Raw genomic sequence first — 22,301 nt, 5'->3', positions numbered from 1 at the left:
GCCCTGGTCCAGCCAGTGGCCCAGGTATTCGGCGTCGCGCTCGGATCGGGGAAGCGTCGAGGGGGAGCAGTCGTCGCCGAGGCCGGTCGTGCCGTGCGCCCAGGCGATCACCGGCCATCCGCCCTCGGGCGCCTCGCCGTGCGGCAGGAACACTACAGACGTAGAGATTGCGGGGTTGCCGTGCTGGTCGATCGTGCCGTAGACCTGCCGCACCGCGCGCCCGGCCTGGGGGAGGGAGAGCGCCGGGTCCAGCGGCATGGTGGCGGCGAGTCCGCCGGGCGCGGGGACCGGTTGCGTCCACTGGCGCGTGTCCAGGCCGGACCACGTCGGCGCGGGGTTGGCCGGATTGGTCGGCGCGGCCGCCGCGGGGGTGGAGAGCGAGGTGACGACGACAACGGCAGCAGCCGCCGACGTGAGCATCCGCGTGGTGCCCGTTCTACGGCGAGGTGTGAGGGGGCTCATACTCGGACAGTGTAATCCTCCACTTATCCGGCAATCATTGGACTCACACCCCGCTCACGGTTTGCCGTGGTGCCGAACCGGTTCCGGGGTCTTCCCCCGGGACCTAGGATCGCCGGCATGCACCTTCTGGAGTTGGGCACTGCAGTCCCCGACCCGATGGCCCCGTATCGCGAGGTCGATCGTTCCTCGCCGCGGCACGAGTGCTGGGTGGCAGCGCACATGGTGGCCGGACTGGACGGAACGACCGCGGTCGACGGCCGCGTGGGTGCCCTGTCCACCAGTCCTGATCAGGACTTGTTCCGAGATATGCGCGAGATACCCGACGTCGTGTTGGTGGGGGCGGAGACCGTGCGGCTCGAGGGGTATGGCCCGGTCCGACTCTCCGACGACTCCCAGGCGCGGAGGAGGAACCGGGGCAAGGCGGATACCCCGCCGATCGCGGTGGTGAGCCGCAGCTTGGACCTCGACCCTGCCGCCAGCGTGTTCGCCGACGCACCCGAACACGCACCGACGATGGTCGTGACCTGCGCGGCTGCCGATCCCGGGCGCCGCGCGGAGGTCGAGGAGTTCGCCACCGTCATCGAGGCCGGAGAAGACAGGGTCGAGCCGATCGCGGCGGTGCGTGCGCTGTCCGGCCGTGGGCACGGCGTGGTGCTGTGCGAGGGCGGGCCCACCTGGCTGGGCGAACTCGTGGCGGCGGACCGGCTCGACGAGCTGCTGCTGTCCATCTCTCCGGTGACGGGCGGCGACCCCTTGCCGGTGTCGGTAACCCCGCCCGGCGCGGACATGGCCAGATTTGATCTGAAGGGCGTGATGGCCGAGTCCGGCACCCTCTTCCTCAGGTACGAGGCGGCGGTTGGCCGGTCCGCGACCGACGAGAGGTCAGACCGATGAGTGTGGACGACTTTGGCCGGCTGATGGCGTCGGCGGATCCGGCGATGATCGTTGTGACGACCGTGGCGGAGAACGATCCGGCGGGATGCCTGGTCGGGTTCCATGCGCAGTCCAGCATTTCGGCCGAGCAGTATTGCCTGTGGCTGTCCAAGGCCAATCACACCTACCGGACCGGGCTGCGTGCCACGCATTTTGCGGTCCATTTCCTCACCGAAGCCGATCTCGCGGTCGCTGAATGGTTCGGCACCAGGACGGGGGAGAACACCGACAAGTTCGTCGGCCGCGGTGCCGGCAGGAGCGGCAGGGACACCGACGAGCATGGCCTGCCGCTGCTCAGGGACTGCCCCAACCGGATGGTGGTCGAGAAAATCGCGACGCTTGACGATGGTGGCGACCACGCTTGCTTCACCACTCGGGTGCTCTCGGCGCACACCGAGGGGACGTTCACGCCCTTACGGCTCAGAGACGTGGCCCACCTCGACGCCGGCCGGTCGAGCGAGTCCCGGGCGGTGCATCCCTGACAGGTCCTACGCGTTTCGCCCTTCCGATTCCGATCCGTGCTCGGGGCCCACGAGGGGAGCGCACTCAGAGGGGCGAAACGTCGGATACGTGGTCGAGAACCACCGCTCAGTCAAGCGCCGGCCGAAGATTCAGCGCTAGCGGCGACGTGTCCGTGAGGTGCGATTGAATTCCTCGAGCCGCGGTAATTGACCGCTAGATTGACGTTATGAATGGTCCCGAATTTGCTCGGCTTCTAAAACGTCTTCCTCCGCATCCGCCAGTAACTACTGTCTACGAGAGCCGCCACAGGCAGGGCTCACAGGATGAGCGCACCTCGTATTCGAATCAGCGGGACCACATGGTGGGCTGGATGTCAGAGATGAACGGTTCCGGGGCGTATGGGCGTAAAAGCCGGAACAGAACGGCCAAGGCGGCGTACAACAGTCTGCGCTGCGCCCCGGCCTTGGTTTGGATGGCAGAAGCACTCGGAGAAGATGCGGCAGTTGTACGCAGTGCGGTGTCGGCGGCGGATGCTGCCGGCCCGAGTATCTCTTCGCAGTGCGGTGCTATTCGTAAGGTCGTGCCCTGGGATCGGATTGAAGAGCTCATCGCATTGCAGCAACCAGCGCAGCGGTCGTCTCGTGTAGGCCGATTCCTGGACAACGCAATTAAGCTGCGGCCCGCCCGGTAGCAATCTGGTCGGTCAGCTGTCCCAGCTTGCGCGGCACGTGTGCGTCATCAGGCGACCCCTATGTCCGGGCGGGCGTTGCTGCGGACCTCGTCGAGAATGACGAACAGGCGATCTCCGTCAGCGCCGGGGAAGAGCACGTCGGGGCCGGCGGGGGCGTGGTCGGTGAACGGCGGCTCGTATAACCGCGATGCCGGCACCACCCCGTTGGCGGTGAGCTCATCGACGATCAGCTGGATGAACCGGATTTCCTGCGTCGAGTACGTCGAGTCGGTGAGGAACTCTGAGAACGCCGCTGTTGCGGCCTCCTTGTCCAGTCCGATGAGCGACCGCACGAAGAGCCCCAGCCCCTGCGACTCCACGCGGGCACGGGAGATGTCCTCGGGACTGCCGGTGCCACTCTCGGCCAGTATCTGCTCCAGGGATGCCAGATCTGCGTCGGTGAGTTCCTTGTTGCGTCGCAGCTTCTGAAGCGCGATGTGGTCGTTGTGCTCCAGGAGGTAGGCACGGGTCTTGGCCTTGAAGCGTTCCCAGTTGGTCCCCACGCTCATCCCCGGCAGTTCGACGATGGACCCCTCACCGAGTTCGTCACGGAAGTCGGTGTAAACGATCGCGCGCTTCGTCCGCTCCAGGAACCGCACGAGTCCGCGGATGCGCAGCCGCGCCAGTTCCAGCATGGGCAGGGTGACGTCCTGCCACCACTCGTCCTCGGACACCTCCGCGAGCAGGAGCTCCTGCTTGGCGATGGCGGGGATGGACGTCTGCGTGAGCAGGCCCGCGCAGATCTGCTGGATCGTCCCTCGGAGCCGTTCGACCGTGACGTGGTCGTCGTCGAGAACTCCGAGCTGTGTCCGCAGCAGGAGCAGGTCAAAGCGTTTGGCGTCTTCGTCGTCGTCCTTGAACGAGGACGGCAGCCCACCAAGGTCCTCGGCGACATCACCCGCCTCGTTCGCGGTGAGGCGCTCCCACGCCGCCCAATCGCTGTACCGGAGCACGTTCTCGCGGTGGGGGCGGACCAGGAAATTGTCGAGGTTCATCCCGGCCACGGTCTGGTGGAGGTGCCGGGCGGCGCTGTCGCGAAGTTCGGCCGACGCCCCGGCCGGGCGCGCGTCCAGGGCGGCGACGAGCCCCGCCCGCGCCTCGAAGAGCCGCTGTGAGAGCGACTTCTGCAGGGAGCCCTCCTTGCCCGCGCCGGGTTGGTTGAAGTACTCGAGGTTCATGCAGAAGTCGAAGACGTAGAAGTTCTTCTTGTCCTCGCCGGGCCCGAAGAGGTCGGGGCGCAACCGGGTGCCGCGGCCGATCATCTGCCAGAACTTGGACGCCGAACGCACGAGTTTGAAGAAGACCAGGTTCACCACGTCGGGCACGTCGATGCCGGTATCGAGCATGTCGACGCTGATCGCGATGTGCGGTGCCTGGTCGGGCTCGGAGAACGCGGCGATCAGTGACTGGGCGTATTCGGTCTTGTAGGTGATGATCTGCGCGAACGTGCCACCGTGCTCGGGGTAGGCGAGATCGAAGCGTTGGCGGATGAACTTCGCGTGCGCGTAGTTCTTGGCAAAGATGATGGTCTTCCCGAGCCGGTCACCGCCAGCGACCTTGTGGCCGGAGTCCATGAGCGTGGCCAGCACCTTGTCCACGGTGTCGGTGTTGAACAGCCAGCGGTTGACCTCTTCGGGGTCGATGTCGGTGGGGGCATCCACGTCCTCGCCCCAGTCAACGGTGTCCCACTCGTCTTTCTCGGTCTCGCTGAGTTGGTCGTAGTGGATTCCCTCGCGCAGGAATCGCAGAGGGACCGAGACGGGGACGGGCGGGACGAGGTAGCCCTCGGCTACGGCTTCGTCGAGGCTGTACGCGTCGGTGGGGACGCCGTCCTCGAGATTGAACAGGCTGTAGGTGTTGCGGTCCACCTCGTCTTTCGGGGTGGCGGTGAGGCCGACGAGAAGGGAGTCGAACCACTCGAAGATCGCCCGATACTTCTGGTAGACGGAGCGGTGGGCCTCGTCGATGATGATCAGGTCGAAGTGGCCGGGTCCGAAGGTGCGCCGACCGTCGTCGAACGTGTCGATCAGGCCCATCATGGTGGGGTAGGTTGAGACGTAGACGCGGCCCTCGGCGTTTTTCTCGGTGACCAGGTTCACGGTGGTGGCGCTGGGCAGGTGCGCTTTGAACGCCCCGACGGCCTGGTTGACCAGCGCCACGCGGTCGGCGAGGAACAGCACTCGCTTGACCCAGCCGGCCCTCATCAGTTGGTCGACGAGCGCGATCACGGTGCGGGTCTTGCCGGAGCCGGTGGCCATCACCAACAGGGCTTCGCGCTGCTTGGACTCGAAGGTCTCGCCGATGGCCCGGATGGCGCGCTGCTGATAGTGACGGCCTGCGATTTCGGGATCGACGGACGTGCTGGACAGAGGGAGCCGGCTGTGGCGACGCTGGATCATCAGTTCCAGCTCGCCGCGGGTGAGGAAGCCGCTGATGCGGCGGGCGGGGTAGCCGGCGGCGTCGTCCCACAGCCAGCGCTCGAACCCGTTGGTCAGCATCACGACGGGGCGTCGGCCGAACTGGGCCTCGAGGCAGTCGACGTACAGCTTGGCCTGCTGTTGGCCGACCGTCGGATCGGCCAGTGAGCGCTTGGCCTCGATCACCGCGAGGGGTAGTCCGTCGTGGCCCCACAACACGTAGTCCACGTAGCCCTGTCCGCTCTCATTGGGCATGCCGGTGACCGGGTATTCGCGGTCGCGTTCGTCGGTGAGGTCCCAGCCGGCTTCGCGGAGGTCTGCATCGATGAGCTGCAGGCGGGTCTCGGCCTCCGAGATGTCGAAAGTGGGCTCGGGGGCGGACTTGGCGGCCTGCGCTGCGGCGAGGTCGGCGCGCGCCTGCTCGAGCTCCGCCTGCAGTGAAGCGCTGGTCTCCTTCTCGGCCGCCAGCGCGGCGTCCTTGGCCTCGAACGTTGAGTTGAGCGCCGCGAGTTCCTCGGCGGTCAGCGGCGGCTGGGAGTCGGCGCCGGCCGGCGCGGGGGCCGGAATGAGCGACGGGTCGTACGGTGCTGAGGTCGGGACCGCGCCCGGAGAGGCGGAGTAGCAGTAGGCCGACCATTTGAGCAGGTCGTGGAGTTGCCGGAGGACGTTGAGGGCGGTCTGCTGGTTGATCGGCCGGCCCTCGTGAACGGCGATATTGCCGACCTTGCGGATGACGTGGGCCTTGGCGACGATCTCCGGCCCGACCGCGGCCTTGAAGCCCGCATCGCCTAGGCGAGCGTTGAGGTCGGACTTGTAGGGCAGGGGGAGACGTTCGAGGTCGAATATGACGACGACGACGAGCTCGACCACCCGGCGTGCATAGAACGCACATGTGCGCGGATCTGTCCGCCCGTATGACTCGGCGCGGATCGCGTCCTCGCGGACCGCACCCCATTCGGCGGGAACAAAGTCGAAGTTGGTGGTCATCAACGCTCCTCCAGCAGGTATTTTGCTCCCCGTCGCTCGCCGGTCATTCGGAGCGAACCGCTCTCGACCAGGCGCTTGAGAATGGTGCGGGCTTGTGGCGGCGTGACCTGACACAGCGCTGCTGCCTGGGAGCGCGTGATCGTCCCGTACGCCGTCACATAATCGAGGATCATTCGCTCCTGTTGGAGCGGATCTGCGCCTTTGACCCGCACGTAGGCGTTTCGATCGTGCGCGAGATCGTAGAAGCGCGCTGTGAGGTGCAGACTGCGGCTGCGCCCAGTGCCTCGGGATTCGATGATGCCTGCCTCTACGAGCGAGGTGGTGATTCGACGGATGGTGGACGCCGGAAGGGTCAGTGTCGACGAGAGCTCGACTGGACTTAGGGAGCCCGACGCCTTCACCTCGTGGACCACTCGGAGCTCGTCAAGGCTCAGGATCCGTTGGTTGTTGTCCTCATAGGTGCGGAGAAACCTCACGAGGTCGAGGTCGGAGATGCCGAGGGGGACACTGACGACGACCGAATCGGACGTCGTTCCTGAATAGTCAGGAGCGTCTCGACCTGCTCGCAGCTGGTGTTCGAACATCTCGTTGACCCCTTTGCCCTTGCGCTCCACCAGTCCGGCTCGGAGAAACGCAGCCGCGAGAAGGACGCTCCGGGGCTTGGACTGATCGAGGATGTTCGCAACGGTCACGCCCGGTGGGAGACCACCGGGGTTGGTGACGATGAAATCGTCTTCGGTGATCTGGACTCGTGTCGGACCGAGAGCAGCGTAGTCCCGGTGGACCAAGGCGTTGGCGACCGTTTCACGTCGCGTGATTTCCGGGATGAGCGGGATTTCGAGGCGATGCAGTCCCACGATGAGTTCGGTTGTGGTGTTGCGGGCATCGATTCGGGTGCGGAATTCTTCTGCGACTTTGATCAGCGGGCCGACTATCCGGTCATTCGTTGCCGACGGGCCGTGGCGGAGGTCTTGGAAGAGGAACTCGGAGTTGGGTACCCAGCGCCGAATAGCGTCCACCCGTCCAAAGATGAGGATTGCGCCGATGCTTACGGGGTCGTTGAGTGGCTCCAGCCCGAGAGCGCGCAGGAGATCGCCATTGCTCAGCCGGGCGATCGGATCCCCGGTGTCAGAACAATGGTGGCGGAATCGGTCGAACTCGGCGGGATCCAAGTCGTCCATCGTCGCCCCCCGCGCTGGGGCGGCCGCGAAGTCCTGACCGCGAGCGACCATGCCCATACTGACGATCTCGTGTGCTGTCATCGGTAGGCACTGCGGCTCGCCCTTCGTGTCGAGCACTCGCTTGGTGAAGACACCCTCAGTGGTGCCGGTCGGCCCGGGATCGGCCAGCGGGACGTCGATGCGAACTATTTCGTGAGCGCCGTATTGCGCGATGGTCACTGTTGTCGGCAGTGGCGGAACTGTGAGATTGAGGATGACAGCAGCGACCCGGTCGGGGTCTGTCTTGTCGCCGTGTCGAGGGCGGGCGCCGCATACGGTGCCATCGTCCTCGACTCCGATAAGCAAGGTGCCGCCCATGGCATTGGACATGCAGGCGACTGCCCTGACCAAGTCCTTGTCGTTGATGTGCGATTTGAACTCGACGGTGAGGGACTCACCTGCCTCGAGCAAGGTGTCGATGTCCACGAACTCAATCTTATGCATAACTATGACGCGTGTGGGCGGAATCCGTCCCGGAGCCATAACTTATGAAGGTTATGGGCCGCGGTCGAGAAGACGCTCGTCAATGGCTTGGCCGGTCGGGGTTCGCCGCCCATTGTGGTTTCAGTTGCGGCCTCACAAGCCAGTCCGCTTAGAGGTAGGTCGATGTCACTCGAAGAAGTCCTCGTCCACCTCGACGATCTGCACGGTCTGTTTGACCTGCACGCCCACTCCGTAGCGGATCATCAGCGCTGCCAGACGTGTGCCGTCGATGAGGACCACTCGCGTGGGGACGGAGTCCGCGTAGTCGCGGGCGCCCTTGCTGAACCGGGCGGTGGTAATGAACACGCCCTGATTGGCCTGATTTCCGTGGAGGGCGCCCACAAAGGCTTGTATTTCGGGGCGTCCGATGCTCGCGTCGAGCGCGTAGCGCTTGGCCTGGACGTAGATGCGGCTGAGTCCGAGGGCGTCCTGGTCGACGATGCCATCGATACCTCCGTCATTGGAGAGTTGAGTGCGCGTCGCGGTGCCTTCTGCGCCGCCGTAGCCCATGGCCATGATCAGGTCGAGGACGGCTTGCTCGAAGAAGGCGGGGTCCCCGGCGTGCAGGCGGGACAAGAGGTCGCCGGCGACCGTGGCGTGAATCCGCTCTATGCCAAGGTCGATCTGTTCAATGGGGTCAAGTTCCGCAGTTTTCTCCGGGGTGGTACCGGCGCCGTTGGCGTCGTGCGTGGTGCCTTCGAGTGCCTTGAGCGCGTAGTAGGTGTGTGATGCGTCGGGATCGCCGACGAAGGCACGCAGGTTTTTCTCGGTGATCCCGTCGGGGTGGGAAGCGAGTAGCTGTCGGCCGGCGTCGGTGATCCGGTACTGGCCTCGGACTGGCCGCTCCGCAGCTCCGGCACGCGCGAGGTACGACAGTGCCCAGAGGCTCCGGTTCTGGTAGCGCAGCTGACCAGAGGGGATGGTTTGGAGACGCTCTTCGGCGCTCACCTCAAGGAGGTCCGCGGCGGCGTTGCAGATGTCCCGCGCCCGGTGCACTTCGCCATCGGAGAGGACGGTCAGGGCGGGTGCCATGTACTGGTCCCATGTCGGTGGCGCGCTCATTGACTAATCCTCGACTTTCTCATGTCGGAAGTGTTCGGCAAGTTGGTGGAGCGTGAACTCTTGTCGCAGCTTGCAGGCGCTGTTCTGGTTGGCGAACATGCCCTTGACCCAGAACGCCTCGGACTTGGGAACGGCGATGTGCCAGCGGACGGGGACGGCGTATTCGGCGTCATCGTCGCTGTCCCGGCTGCCGTCCGCGCTGAAGCGGTAGGGGGCGTGGAGCTGCTGGTCCGCCAGTCGGACCCAATTGTCGTCAACAAGTACTTCTGCCTCATCGAATCGGGTCGCCGGCCGGAGAACCTCGCCGATTGCGACGTATCCGCTCTTGGGGATGTGGACGTTCACCCGGGCACCGACGGGCAGGTTGTGCAGCGAGCCGGAGTACCACCTGCCGCCGCCAGCGGAGATGAAGCCGTAGCGGCGGCCGTCGTCCCAGGAGCGGGAGCCCTCGTCGCCGAAGGACACGAACCAGTCGGTGCCGTTCCATTCGGCTCGTTTGCCCTTCTGCTTGCGTGCCGCGACTCCGGTCCCGGTCACGCCCTCGTCATCGGCGGCGAGCCAGGAGCGGGCGAGGTACCGGCGGTCGTCGTCTTCGAGGTAGGTGAAGAAGACGACGTTGACGGGGACGCCGAAGTCGCGGAGGTAGGTGACGATGCGCTCGGAGCTGGAGTCCAGGTCGGTGGCGACGACGACAAGGTTGAGCGATGCATTGAGCTCGTCGGGTGCCGAGATTCCGAAGACTTCTTCGAAGGCGGTCTCGAATGGTGTGTGGCGGAGATGCTCGTTGGCAAGGTCGATGACGCTCTCACGGTCGAGGGTGGTGACCCAGGAGCCGTAGTCGAGCACCTGAGCGACCACGTCGCGCGGGGTCTTGTCCCGCTTGAGTTCAAGGACGTGCAGATTGCCTTCGATGTCCATCGCGAGCAGGTCGATGAGTTTGCCGTAGGGCGTGCGCACCTGCCGACCAATGACGAGCAGCCGATCGCCGAGCAGCGACGGGTCGCGTTCGAGGAACTCTTCGAGCATCACCTCGGTCGGCATCGCGGTGGCGGGCAGCTGCCGAGGCGTGTCCCCGTCCATCCGCCAAATCCCCATCTCGACGGGCATCAGAGCTCACCTCGAAAGGCGCGGGACTGGAGGGAGTCGACTAAGGCATCGAGAGCCTCTAACCGCTGAGCGGTTCGCCGCTCATACGCACTGATGCTACGCAGTCTGGTTGCGTAGGCGAGCTGGTCCTCGATCGGAGGGATATGCACCACGATGTTCAGTAGCCGTGCTCGGGAGATGTTGGCCATTGACGCGGATGAACCGGATGCCGCAGCCTCCAGGTCTCGACGGATTTCCTTCGTCCGAAAAGCACCTAGTAAATACTCCCCGGTCACAAGAGATTTGTCGTAATCGATGCGGTAAATCAAGTCTGGAAGATAGAGATTGGAGGGGGCATTGTCGACGAGCGCCGCAGTTCCAACCAAGTCTTTTGTGTTCTTTCGACACATGAGAAGGTCTCCGCGTCGAACCTCATTCTCGGCTGCTAGTTCGCCTGCTGGGAACGCCTTGTTCTCGTGTGGTTTGAAAACGCCCTGGGTGATAGCGCTGAGCTTGAGTATGCCCGGTTCGTTCGTAGCGTCATCTCGTGACCGCGTCTCGCATTTCAGGCTCTTTCCACTGCTAATGTTCTCGATTACGTCATGGAGTGGCACAGGATCCTTGGAGCGAGAGCTTACGTCCCCGAAATGTTCTCTGAATACAGCCTGTGGTACTGATCTAGTAAGCTGCTGCGATTGAGTTTGGCGAGAATGAATTAGTTCCGCTTGGTCGAGGATGGCGGCGATGCGGCGCTGTTCATCGAGTGGGGGGAGCGGCACAGGGAACTTCAGCAGCTCCGCAGGACTTAGCCGGGGAAGGTTTGCTCCACTCGCGCGGCTCGCGGCGTGATCGATCATCCGATCCTGCGAAAGGTAATGGAAAAGAAACGATCGCTCGAGTTGGCTACCCGACTTGATGGGTAGAAGGTCGGTGCTGCAAATGCCGGAGAAGACGGGCCGTGCAATCTTGCCAAGATTAGGCCGCAGCTTCCCAAAGAGGATGTGCTCTTCTGTGAATGAGTGCTTCGCACTCGCGACTGAGAAATCGCCGATTGTCTCGTGACCAGCGATTCGACCGCCCCGCTCGAGGTGCTCGAGCCCGAGGTAGGTGGTCCCCTCCTTGATCTGATTCGGAGGTACCACCTTGCGGTCTATCGACGCGACGTCACCCAATGCTGCCATCGGCCACTTGCTCACGACAGCATCGCCTTCAACTCTGCGAGTCCCTGCTGGATCTCGACCTCCAGCGACTCCAGTTCGGCAATGATCTCCAGCGGGTCCCGAGTCTCAACCTCCTCGAAGACGATCTCCTTGTAGCGGTTGATCGACAGGTCGTAGTCCTGGGTGACGATGTCGGTCTTTGGCACCAGGAACGACTGCTTGGTGCGGGCTCGGTCGGACTCCGCGTCCAGCGCGTTCCAGCGGGCCAGTACATCGGGGAGGTCGTTGGCCTCAGTCGGTGTGCGCTTGTCGTCCAGCGAGAAACCGTCGGCCTGAACGTCGTAGAACCACACGTTGTCCGTGCCGCCGGAGTCGGTCTTGGTGAAGAACAGGATGGCTGTCGACACCCCTGCGTACGGTTTGAAGACACCGGAGGGAAGCTTCACCACCGCGTCGAGCTTTTGCTCTTCCACCAGCCGCTTCCGCAACGTCTTATGGGCTGTCGTGGAACTGAACAACACGCCGTCCGGGACGATCACCGCGGCGCGACCGCCCGGCTTGAGCAGGCGCAGAAAGAGCGCGAGGAACAGCAGCTCGGTCTTCTTGGTCTTGACGTCCTTGAGCAGCGCCTTGGACGTGGACTCATAATCCAGACTTCCCGCGAACGGCGGGTTGGCCAGGATCAGGGTGTAGCGACCCTCGGTATCCGCCGCGACCTCGGAGAGCGAATCCCGGTAGCGGATATCCGGCGCCTCGACGCCGTGCATCAGCATGTTCATGCTGCCGATCCGCAGCATGGTCGAGTCGAAGTCGTACCCGTGAAACATCGAGGCCGCGAAGTGCTTGCGCTGCGCAGCGTCGGTGAGGACGGACGGGTGATGCTCGCGCAGATGCTCGGCCGCGGCCACCAGGAAGCCGGCCGTGCCGCACGCAGGGTCGCAGATCTCGTCCTCGGGCTTCGGCGCTGTCATGGCAACCATCAGCTGAATGATGTGTCGCGGAGTGCGGAACTGGCCGTTCTGCCCCGCCGAGGCGAGCTTGCCGAGCATGTACTCGTAGAGATCGCCATTGGTGTCGCGGTCCTGCATCGGCACGTCGTCCAGCATATCGACGACCTTGCTCAACAGAGCCGGGGTGGGCACGGTGAAGCGGGCGTCCTTCATATGGTCGGCGTAGGTCGAACCTTCGCCGCCGAGCTGCCGGAGGAACGGGAACACCTCGCCGTCGACGATCCGGAACATCACGCCCGGCTCGTCGTTCTTGAAGCGCGACCAGCGTAGGCGCTCCTGGCCCGGCTTGAACGTCGGATCGGTGATCGGCTGTCCGAGCCTGCGGGCCTTGTTCTCCTGCAGCGTCTGCAGATCGTCCAGCCGTCGGATGAAGAGCAGATAGGTGATCTGCTCGATCACCTCTAGCGGATTGCTGATGCCGCCTGACCAGAAGGCGTTCCAGACAGCGTCGATCTTGCTCTTGAGTTCACCGGTGATCACGGACGTCATGGTATCGAGCAGCTCGGACATCCCGGCCGCAGCGGCTACCTCGACCGCGCCAACGTCCAGGCTTGGGCGAGACGTTCCTGGACTCCGGCTGTCAGGCGCTTCATCCCGAACCGGTCCAGCACGTGCCGGTAGCGCTCCTCGTCCGAGTCGAACCGGGCCAGATCGGAATCGATCATGACGTTGACGATCTCTTCGAGCGGCAGATCCGTCAGCGCTCGCTCGGTACGGAAGGTATCCAGATTCTCCGGCTGCACACCGTCAGGCCACACGAACTCCTCGCCGTGCGTCGTATGCAGCCACTGTGCGGGAAGGTCGGCGAGCAGGACCTCCCGCATCTTCGAGGACACCCTGCGTACGTCAAAGCAGGTCCCTACCCGTCGCGCCAGCTCATCCGGGGTCATCGGGGCCTCCGCGGCCACAACTTTTCGAAGTCTGGTGTCGATCCGCGCCCGGACCTCAGGCGAGACTGGTGCCACCAGATCTTCCTTGGTCCCCAGCACCTCGTCGGCGACGCGGGTGAACCCGACCTGCCGAACGTGCTCCGGGCCGCGGACAGGTGCCGGGCGGGGCGTCGGAGCCGGTTCCGCGACCGCTGCCGATCGGACGGGCGACTCCGGCGTGGAGCCCGGCTGCGACGCAGGCGGCTGCGCGGCCCCTGCCTCAGTATCAACGGGCTCGTGCTCTCGGTGCTCGTCGATGTACTGTTCGACCGCGATATCGTCGGCCTCAGCCCACTCCACGGACTCGATCTCCTCAGGCTCTTCCGCTTCTGCCGCCGCCTCAGCGGCGAGGCGCGCGGCTTCCCGCTCGCGGTCCGCGACCAGTCGCTCTTCTGCGATCCGGCGGGCGTTCTCGAACTCGCGATCCCGCGCGGCCAACACCGCGGCCGCGCTTCGAACGGCCGTGGTGATCTTCTGGACCACCTCGTCCGGATGCGCATGCCACTCGGGCAGCCACACCCTCTCTACCGAGCCCCAGCGCATCATCCCGCCGAGCAGGCCGGGAGTCATCTCTCTGTCAGCCACGGTCGGCATGTCGGCCCACCGCCTGCTGTCCAACAGCACCGCGCATTCCCAGCGCTCGGAATCACGGTGCCGCACGGCGAGGTCCACTGTGAATTCGGAGAGGCCGTACTCACAGCTCACCTCGAATCCTTCTCGCCGAAGTCGCTCGGCGAGATCGTCACGGATCGAGTTCTTGACCCGCGCTGCGGAACGTTCGTCGGCGGCGTCTACGTGCGCGGACTCGAGATACCCCCGAAGGTCGGCAAGGCCCTTGGAGGACGTACGGGCAAGGTCGATGTCGGCGGCGTCGAACGAGGAGAACACCACGACTTTTCGCCTGGCCCGCGTCACGGCGACGTTGAGTCGCTTCTCGCCGCCGGTCCTGCTCAACGGACCGAAGTTCATCGGCAGTCGGTCCCCGGGCGACTTTGCGGAGAACGCGGTGGAGAACAGGATCACGTCCCTCTCATCGCCCTGGACGTTCTCCAGGTTCTTGACCACCAGCGGGTCCTCGTCGTCACTCAGTCTGGCGCTGACCAGTGGGTCGTCGCTGGCCTCCAGCGCGTCCAGGATGAGATCACGCTGCTGGATGTTGAAGGTCACCACGGCGATCGACTGCGCGGACAACACCGGATCGTTCACCCGCTCGACGATGTGGTCGACAATCGCCTCGGCCTCGACAGGGTTGGTGCGCAGTCGGGGCGTGATGCCGTGGCGGAACCCTGGCGCCTCTCCGTCCGGCCATTGTCGGGGAATCGAGCGATAGAAGTGACCGGCGACGCGTCGGAGCTCGATCCCGGCATCGGGTTCCCCGCCGGGGGAAGGCAGGCTTGACAGCTCTCCCTCGTAATACTGGGTGTTGGAGAACGCGATCAGCCGCTCGTCCTGAGAGCGGTAGTGCCATGACAGCCAGAGACGCGGCAGCCCGGATTCCACACATTCGGTGAGGATGCTGTCCAGGTCGGCCGGCACCACCTCGGCGTCCGAGTCGATGTCGAAGTCGTCGTCGGACCCACCCGAGGATGAGCCGAACTTGCTGGGAGGCATTTGCTGGCTGTCGCCGACGATCACAGCGGAACGTGCCCGCCCCAATGCGCCGACGGCCTGGTCGACGGTCACCTGCGAGGCTTCGTCGAAGATCACCAGGTCGAACAAGGGGCCGTCGGCGGGGACGAACGTCGCCAACGAGGTCGGGGAGACGAACAAGCACGGAGTGGCGGAAGTGACGGCGTCCCCGTATCGCTCCATGAGGCGCCGGAAGCTCAGCCCACCGCGCTTGGCATTGAGCTGGCGACTCAGCTCGGCAACCTCACCGGTGAGTCGGTCGGAACGGAAGGGCCGGGCGTCGAGGAGACGTGCGGCGAGGGCATTGGGTGCTTCCTCCCGGATTCTGAGCGCAGCGCGGTCGAACTCCTCGACATCGCCGTCTCGGAGGATCGGATCAAAGCCGATCAGGCCGAACACGGCAGAACGCTCGGACACCGACGCCTCGGCGAGCCCCCGGCGTAGGGCCACGGTCGTCTCCACCGGGTCGATCCCGCCGGACAGCAGGACGTCGACAGCCTTGTCTAGTCCTACCTGCACGAGTGGGGCAAGTGACCGCATCATCTCCGCGGTCCGCCGGGCCACACCGCCGCCGCCGGCTGCGAGTTCGTCCGCCCACCGGGGAGCCGTCTCGCGCACCCGGCTCAGCCACGGTGCGTTGCCAGCCCAGCGCCCCAGTCGCTCCGGTGAGATGTCCAGGACCGCTCTCGCCTGCACCCAGGCCTGATCGAACTCGCGGATCGCGGCGATGTCCGAGTAGCCCACGCCGTGCCGCGCGATCATCTCTCGGAGAGGTGCATGGTCCCTGGCGAACCGGGCCTGGGCCTCGATGGAGTCCGCGATGGCGTCGAGCGTCGACGCCTCCTTGTGTAGGTCCATGGGAAGTGCCTCGTCCAGGCAGCCGCGGCCGAAATGCGGACTGGAGACGAGGAGACTGTTGAGCTGGTCGGTGAGATCGTTCATCTCCTGCCGCGCCCGGGCCACGTCGGCAGCGAGGTCGGCGACCCGCTCCGGGGCCACGAGCGATGGATCCACGACGAGGTCGGACAGGGCCGCGTCGAAGGCGGCGCGGCGCTTCTTCTTGCCGAACATCTTCTCGTCGATCGCTGCGGCGAGCTGGGCGGCGGCGCCGAAGTCGCCCGAGATCAACGCGCGATCGGGAACGAGTGCTCGAACCGGGGTGATGCGCTGGGTGAACGACTGGACCGCCACCGCGAGTCGCCGGTAACGATCCGCCAACTCACGGCTGGGGCCAGAGTCCAGATCGCGTGCTGGGACCTCGCCGTGCTCGTGTAGCTCGGTCAGATGCGCGACCAGCGGGGTGAGGACGTCCGTGGGGGACACGCCTGACTCATGTACCCCGTCGGTGCCCTGCTGCGCCGAGGCGGCCTCGATCGCGTCCCGGACCGGCTCCGGTAGCGCCTCGAGTGCTGACCGCAGCCGCGTGACGGCCGCGGTCAACTCTTCGTCGGTGGCGGTGGCGGCGCCGGGCCCGACGAGGTCCCAATCAGGGTTTGCCCCGGGGGTGGTGCTTCGTGCAAGACGCTCGAAGTCTCGCAACGCGTCCTCGAGAAGCAGTTCGTCGATCTGACCGTCTCCGACGAGCCGTGGATCCACGGGCAGGGCCGCGCCCGGGCCACATTCGTCCAGTGTGGTGACCGCGCTCCACAGCGAGTAACCCGCGGCGTTCGCGGTGTGGATCTTGCCCGGATACTCCTCGAGTGGGGCGAGGCGAGCCCGGTACCGATCCACGACGGTGCGCCACGATCGGTCGTCGTAGTCCACCCTCAGGTCGATCGATGCCTTGAGCTGTCGGCGAATACTCGCCGGCTTCTGCTCCACCCCGTGGAGGTCCAGGGTGAAATCGGCGAGCCCCACCTTCTGCAGGCGGGACTTCACCACGTCGAGGGCCGCCTGCTTCTCGGCCACGAACAGGATGGTCTTGCCCTCGAGGAGGCTGTGGGTGATGAGATTTGTGATGGTCTGGGATTTGCCGGTTCCGGGTGGGCCCTCGAGAACGAACGTGCGGCCCTGCCCGGCGGCGACGACGGCCCTCATCTGAGCGCCGTCAGCCGCGATGGGCAGCGTCAGCCGATCTTCGCGTACCTCGATGTCGCGCAGATCCGTGTCACCGGCCGGATCGCTGAACGACGTTCCGGACTTCTCGACGAGATGCCGGAACACTGGAGACCTGTTGAAGGATGCCCAATGTAGATCGAGGTCGCGCCACATCCCGTAGGTGGAGAACTTGCAGATACCTACGTAGGCGCTCTCTCGCACCTCGTACGGCAGAGAGTGCGAGGCAAGGGACCGGCTGATCTCGGCCAGCGCCCGATGGATGTCCAGGCCACTGGAGTCCAGCGGTGGTTCGTTGAGCGCCGGGATCACGGCATCGTGCTTGGCACGTAGCCATTCAACGAGGGTGTAGTTGGGCGTGGCCTGGGTGGAGGTATCGACGGTGATCGAGAACCGCGAACGACCAGATCCTCCGGTGATCTTGACCGGGATGAGGAAGAGCGGCGCCTGCGCGGGCTTACCGGTGGAGGTCGTGATCTCCATGCTGCCCAGGGTCAGGTACAGGTTTGCGCTGCCGGTCTCCTCGAACAGCGTGCGGGCGTTCCGCGCCAGGCCGCGGAGCCGATTGCGGTACGAGCCTTCTGTGACCTCGCTATGCACCCGGTGGCGTGAGGTCAGTTCGTCCATCAACTGCTCATGGGGGAGTTCTGTGACGTCCGAGATCCCCTGCAGCCGACGCAGGTCGGTGACCGCGTCCTTGCCGAGAAGTTCCACTGATGTCCCCGCGTGGATGAGGTCATCCAGCTCCGCCAGCCCCTCGGAGGGCAGGATCAGCTCCAGTACATCCGCGCCGGGCTTGATGTTGAGCAGCCGGTTCCGCAGGGTGAGGTCGAGCAGCGACTGCTTCCAATTCCGCACGCGAGCCGGGGAATCGTCCGAGCGTATCGCGCGGTCGACCTCGTCGTCCTCCCCGGACCCCCCGACGGCCGGCAGCACCCAATCGTCGGACGTGCTGCGCTTCTGCGATCCCATGGAGTCTGCGTCGATGTCGGTCTCCCCGGTGGAATCCGTGGGGAGCGGACGCATGCCGTCACGACGGCTCGCGGCGACGTCGATGAGCCCGCGGACGGAGGTGCTGGACAGGATCTCCCGCCCGCGTTTGCTGGCCTCGGCAAAGCTCACGCTGTCGTAGAACACGGCATCGAGTGGCAAGAGGACGTCCGACGTCACCAGGTTGCGGATCGCCCCGGCTTCCAGCAGGACCGGGCCCGTCAGGGTCTGCTCGGCCAGCATGATCCCGGTCAGGGCGTGCCCCTCCACCATCGCCACCACCGGGTGGAGGCCGGCCGCCTCGCAGACAGCGCTGTACGTCACGGCCAGATCGACGCAGGTGCCGAAGCGCGTACTCAGCACTTCGGAGGTCGACCTGATGCGTTGCCCGGTGTTCTCGAACGAAGCAGGCGGGTTTATGTATCGGATCCCCTCGGCTTTGAGCGCTTCGTAGATCGCCAACGCAATGGTCGCGGCCCGTTTCGCGCCCGCTTGGTATCCCTGGAGTGACGAGTCGCCCGTCCGTTCCTGAAGCAACCGCGACGCACCTGCGAGGATTCTCCGGACCTCAGAAGTGTTGGGCTGGACGAACGCCGTGAGTGATTCGAAGAACGCGGGGGCGTTGAACCACTCGTTCTCGGCGAGGATGCGGAACGGTGGGCGCACAACGGTCACTTCGGCCAGGTCGACCTCCCGGCCCGTGAGGTCCGCTTCTTCTGTCAGGTCGTCAGCGCTGATGGTGTCGATTCCCACGCCCGGGTCGCCCTCGAGCCGAAACTCCAGATCGGCTGGATAGCTCTCGGTTCGACCGACGATCTCCGCGAGATGAGGGCGCACCAACGCACGGTCTGGCGAGTAGTACCCGGAGCGCGGCTCCACAGCGGGAATCTCGATCGTTGCGCTGTGGGCGAGCTCGCGGCCGTCGACGGACGTCAGAGTAGCGACGACGGCGACGCGGCCCGTGCGTTCGCTCGAGCTCCTGTTGATCGCCTCGACCTCGTGGATAACCGGAATCGAGTTGTGGGCCAGGGCGTAGTTGGTGGCAGGGAAATGCCGGACCGTCACCTCCAGCGAACCTCTCCTGAGGATTGATTCAGTGAATATCGATGACGAAGACATACGGACTCCTCGTGGAACTGTGACCCGGTACGCGATAGGTGAGGACAACTTTAACGATGTGGTCCGACAAGCCGACCGCCGGTGGACTTCCACCGACGGCCGGCCTCGTGCTCATCCGCGCGGGGCGGAGCTCGTCCCGTTCATTCACTCGCTCAGCTTGAGCGCCTCGCGGTAGGTGAGCTTGCGGCCGGTCTGCATGATCGAGCGGCGGTAGACGCGCTCGGCCACGTAGATGACCAGGGCTGCGGCCACGAGTGAGACGATCATCGCGAGGATCGGCTCCCACCAGGCGGCGCTGCCGTCCACGAGGCGGATCGGCATCGTCACGGTCGACATGATCGGCACATAGGACGCCACGACCTGCCAGATGCCGGACGGGATGAACAGTCCGCCGAAGGTGGCGATCATGATCAACGTGAGCAGTGGAGAGGACGTGGACTGCACGTCCTCGGCGCGGGTGGCCATCGCCCCGGCAACGGCGAACAGGCAGGCCAGCGCCACGAAGCCGATCACGAACAGCGCCAGGTACCAGGCGGCGGCGCCAGCCATCGAGGGCAGCAGTGAGGTGTACTCGGTGAAGCTCAGGCCGATGAGCCCGATCCCGACGAACAGCACCATTTGGCCCATCGCGAGCACGGTGGCACCGATGACCTTGCCGACGAGCAACTGTCGTAGCGGGATCGCGGCGGCGAGGATCTCCACGATCCGCGACTGCTTCTCCTCGACCACGCTGTTGGCAATCGCGTACCCGAACAGGATGGCCGCCATGTAGAAGAGGAAGACAAAGACGAATCCGGCGACGAACTTCACGCCCTCGTCGGTGGCGCCCTCGGGGTCGAGCAGTCGCTCGTCCACGACGGAGCCGGCGGTGAGGTCGCCGACCGTGGTTCCGGCCTCGGCTGCGTTGGTCGCCAGCGCGTCGGCGGCCACGACCTGGCCGATTAGCCCGGTGATCGTCGAGTCGACCGAGTCGGTGCCGACGAGCGTCCACTCGCCGGGCCCGCCCACCAGGGCGGCGTCGGCGTCGCCGTCGGTGACTGCCCGCTCAGCGGCGGCGACATCGGGGAATTCCTCGATCGACATCTCGAGGTCAGAGGTCATCATCGGTGCGGGCGCGTCCTCGTCACCGATGCTGTCGACCGCCTGTTGCGCGATCGCAGCGCCCTCGGTCGAGGCGACAGCGATGGTCTTGGTCTCGGCACGGCCGCTCATGGCGAACGAGATGGCAAAGGCGATCACCATGATCGCCAGGGTGGTGAGCGTGGAGATGATGAAGTTGCGGTCGCGCAGCTTGACCATGACCTCACGGCCGGCGACGATCCGCCACGCTGATTGCGTCTCGGTGGCGGCTTCGGAGGACCCGGTGGAGTCGCCGGTTCCGGCACCGGACCCGCCGCCGTAGGCGTCGGACTCGTAGTTCGTCTCGGGTGGGAAGGGGAACTGTTCGGTGGTGGTCATACCGTCACCTCGCGGTAGATGTCGGACAGGGTGGGGACGACTTCGGCGAGCTCTCGGACGCTGCCGCGAGCCATTGCTTCGCGCAGCACTACGTCCGTAGCGGCAGCGCCGGCGTCGGGTGTGCCTCCGAGGTCGAGCAGGGCGGTGGGGCCGTCGACATCCACTACGTGGATTCCCGGAAGGTCCCGGACCCAGCCGGCGTCGCCGCCCACGACGAGGCGGTGCAGGACGCGACCGCGTCGTCGCAGGTCCTCGACGGTGCCTTGGGCCACGACGTTGCCGCGAGAGAGCACCACGAGCTGGTCGCAGAGACGCTCGACGAGGTCGAGCTGGTGGGAGGAGAAGAGGACGGGAACGCCGCGGGTGGTGTGCTCGCGCAGCAGGTCGACCATGGAGTCGACGGCCACCGGGTCGAGTCCGGAGAACGGCTCGTCCAGCACCAGCAGCTCGGGCCCACCGATCACGGCGGCGGCGATCTGCACGCGCTGCTGGTTGCCGAGCGACAGCGACTCGAGCTTGTCGGTCAGGCGCTCGCCCAGTCCGAAGCGGTCGAGCAGGTCGGTGGCCACGCGCCGTGCGTCGACGGTGGTGCGGCCCTGGAGTCGTCCGAGGTAGATGAGCTGGTCGAGGACCGGCTGCTTGGGGTAGAGGCCGCGTTCCTCGGGCATGTAGCCGAAGCGTCGGCGGTCGGCGACGCCGGCCTCGTGGCCGTTCCACAGCACGCGCCCGGCCGTGGGCTGCAGTACGCCCATGATCATGCGCATGGTGGTGGTCTTGCCGGCACCGTTGCCGCCGACGAAACCGGTCATGGTTCCACGTGGAACATCAAACGTGACACCGTCGACGGCCACGGTGTCGCCGAAGTGTCTGGTCAGTCCGTCGATGCGGAGCATGGTGTCCTTCCTCGCCCGCCGACGCTCGGAGGTCGGGGGTCGCCTGTCGTGATGACACCCATGACGTTATTGGCGCGCGCGGCGAAGCGGATCAGCCGTGCGGGGGAAATCTGCTGGGAGACAGCGACAGCCGTCTCCTCCTCAAGGGGGAGAACCCTGGAGCGCGAGCGGCGACGGTAGCGGGACCGGGAGCGCGAGCGGGGGAGGGCGCGACTGCAGAAGTGCCGGGGTCAGTCGCCGGGTCGGACCAGGCCCGCCTCGTAAGCCAGGACTACGGCCTGCACACGGTCGCGCAGGTACAGCTTGGACAGGCAGGCCGACACATGTGACTTCACCGTCGCCTCGCCCACCACGAGTTCCGCGGCGATCTCCGCGTTGGACAGCCCCCGCGCCAGGTGGCGCAGGACCTCGAGCTCCCGGGTGGTGAGGACGTCGAGGGAAGGAGAGAGGGCGGGTGCTGGAGAGTCGGGTGTTGAGGGGGCAGGTGTAGAGGGTGTGCTCGACGGGGTGGTCATCTTCTCGATCACGCGGCGGGTTACCTCCGGCGCCAGCAGGGCGTGACCGTGGTGGACGGCTCGGATGCCGTCGATCAGGTCATCGGGGTCGGAGTTCTTGAGCAGGAACCCGCCGGCCCCGGCGCGGAGGGCGTCGAAGAGGTAGTCGTCGCGGTCGAAGGTCGTGAGGATGAGCACGCGGGCCAGGCCCTCGGCGACGATCCGGCTGGTCGCCTCGATGCCGTCCATCCCCGGCATCTGCACGTCCATGAGCACCACGTCCGGCCGGAGTTCGCGGCAGGCCTCAATAGCGGCAGCGCCGTCGGCCGCGTCACCGATCACCTCGATGAGGTCCTCGGCCCCGAGCATCATTGCGAACCCCGACCGCATGAGCGGCTGATCGTCCACCACGAGTACCCGCACCACCTCGGGCTCGGGGGAAGGCGTTGTCGTCGTCGTTATCAATTTTTTCCCTCAGGTCCCGTGGCGCTGTACGGCAGGCGCACCCGCACACGGTAACCACCGGTCACGCGGGGGCCGATCTGGCATTCGCCGTGGTGGGAGCGGACGCGCTCGCGCATGCCGAGCAGGCCCAGGCCGCTGCCGGAGGTGCCGGGGCGCGGGCGGCCCTCGTCGAGTATCTCGACCTCGACGTACGGCGTGCGGTCGGGGCGTGCGCCGGTGCGCAGGACGACGCTCGCGCGCGATGCCGTGGAGTGGCG

General features: G+C 65.6%; 13 protein-coding genes and 1 pseudogene. 2 read left to right on the top strand and 12 right to left on the bottom strand.

Annotated elements, in window-relative coordinates:
• Nucleotides 1–462, bottom strand: a pseudogene (locus tag G6016_RS17235) (alpha/beta hydrolase); the annotation flags it as partial.
• 117 nt (nucleotides 463–579) lie between these two features.
• Here G6016_RS17235 and G6016_RS09135 point away from each other — a divergent pair.
• Both G6016_RS09135 and G6016_RS09130 read left to right on the top strand, forming a co-directional pair.
• Nucleotides 580–1,356, top strand: coding sequence for a dihydrofolate reductase family protein (locus G6016_RS09135; protein WP_182632363.1), 777 nt, complete (start codon nucleotides 580–582; stop codon nucleotides 1,354–1,356).
• Nucleotides 1,353–1,877 (top strand): flavin reductase family protein, encoded by a 525-nt coding sequence (locus tag G6016_RS09130; RefSeq protein WP_182632362.1) that lies wholly within the window; start codon nucleotides 1,353–1,355, stop codon nucleotides 1,875–1,877. Before G6016_RS09135 ends, G6016_RS09130 begins: the two co-directional genes overlap by 4 nt.
• A 718-nt stretch (nucleotides 1,878–2,595) precedes the next feature.
• Here G6016_RS09130 and G6016_RS09125 read toward each other — a convergent pair.
• The 11 genes from G6016_RS09125 to G6016_RS09075 all read right to left on the bottom strand — a co-directional run.
• A complete protein-coding gene (locus G6016_RS09125; RefSeq protein ID WP_182632361.1) occupies nucleotides 2,596–5,991 on the bottom strand; it encodes a DEAD/DEAH box helicase family protein in 3,396 nt (1,131 codons plus the stop codon).
• A complete protein-coding gene (locus tag G6016_RS09120; protein WP_338403565.1) occupies nucleotides 5,991–7,637 on the bottom strand; it encodes an RNA-binding domain-containing protein in 1,647 nt (548 codons plus the stop codon). Before G6016_RS09120 ends, G6016_RS09125 begins: the two co-directional genes overlap by 1 nt.
• A 183-nt stretch (nucleotides 7,638–7,820) precedes the next feature.
• Nucleotides 7,821–8,756: a restriction endonuclease gene (locus G6016_RS09115; RefSeq protein ID WP_182632359.1), complete on the bottom strand. Its 936-nt coding sequence runs from the start codon at nucleotides 8,754–8,756 to the stop codon at nucleotides 7,821–7,823.
• A 3-nt stretch (nucleotides 8,757–8,759) separates the two neighbouring features.
• Entirely contained in the window at nucleotides 8,760–9,863 is a 1,104-nt protein-coding gene (locus G6016_RS09110; protein WP_182632358.1) for a DUF8606 domain-containing protein, read from the bottom strand.
• A complete protein-coding gene (locus tag G6016_RS09105) occupies nucleotides 9,863–11,038 on the bottom strand; it encodes a restriction endonuclease subunit S (protein WP_182632357.1) in 1,176 nt (391 codons plus the stop codon). The genes G6016_RS09110 and G6016_RS09105 overlap by 1 nt, the downstream gene beginning before the upstream one ends.
• Nucleotides 11,035–12,492 (bottom strand): N-6 DNA methylase, encoded by a 1,458-nt coding sequence (locus G6016_RS09100; RefSeq protein WP_182632356.1) that lies wholly within the window; start codon nucleotides 12,490–12,492, stop codon nucleotides 11,035–11,037. The genes G6016_RS09105 and G6016_RS09100 overlap by 4 nt, the downstream gene beginning before the upstream one ends.
• Before the next feature lie 44 nt (nucleotides 12,493–12,536).
• On the bottom strand, nucleotides 12,537–18,680 hold the full coding sequence (locus G6016_RS09095; protein WP_182632355.1) for a DUF4011 domain-containing protein: 6,144 nt from the start codon (nucleotides 18,678–18,680) through the stop codon (nucleotides 12,537–12,539).
• A 198-nt stretch (nucleotides 18,681–18,878) separates the two neighbouring features.
• Nucleotides 18,879–20,192: an ABC transporter permease gene (locus G6016_RS09090; RefSeq protein ID WP_182632354.1), complete on the bottom strand. Its 1,314-nt coding sequence runs from the start codon at nucleotides 20,190–20,192 to the stop codon at nucleotides 18,879–18,881.
• Nucleotides 20,189–21,085, bottom strand: coding sequence for an ABC transporter ATP-binding protein (locus G6016_RS09085; RefSeq protein WP_182632353.1), 897 nt, complete (start codon nucleotides 21,083–21,085; stop codon nucleotides 20,189–20,191). The genes G6016_RS09090 and G6016_RS09085 overlap by 4 nt, the downstream gene beginning before the upstream one ends.
• A gap of 230 nt (nucleotides 21,086–21,315) precedes the next feature.
• Complete coding sequence (locus G6016_RS09080) at nucleotides 21,316–21,969, bottom strand: response regulator (protein WP_187354463.1); 654 nt, start codon at nucleotides 21,967–21,969, stop codon at nucleotides 21,316–21,318.
• Nucleotides 21,970–22,040: 71 nt separating this feature from the next.
• Nucleotides 22,041–22,301 (bottom strand): ATP-binding protein (locus G6016_RS09075; RefSeq protein ID WP_338403563.1); only part of this gene is annotated, 261 nt, incomplete at its 5' end.

Origin of the sequence: Dietzia aerolata (assembly GCF_014144865.1) — a bacterium.
Lineage (GTDB): Bacteria > Actinomycetota > Actinomycetes > Mycobacteriales > Mycobacteriaceae > Dietzia > Dietzia aerolata.
Note: the sequence above shows the minus strand (reverse complement) of the source record. Positions and strands in the feature narration are given on the sequence as shown.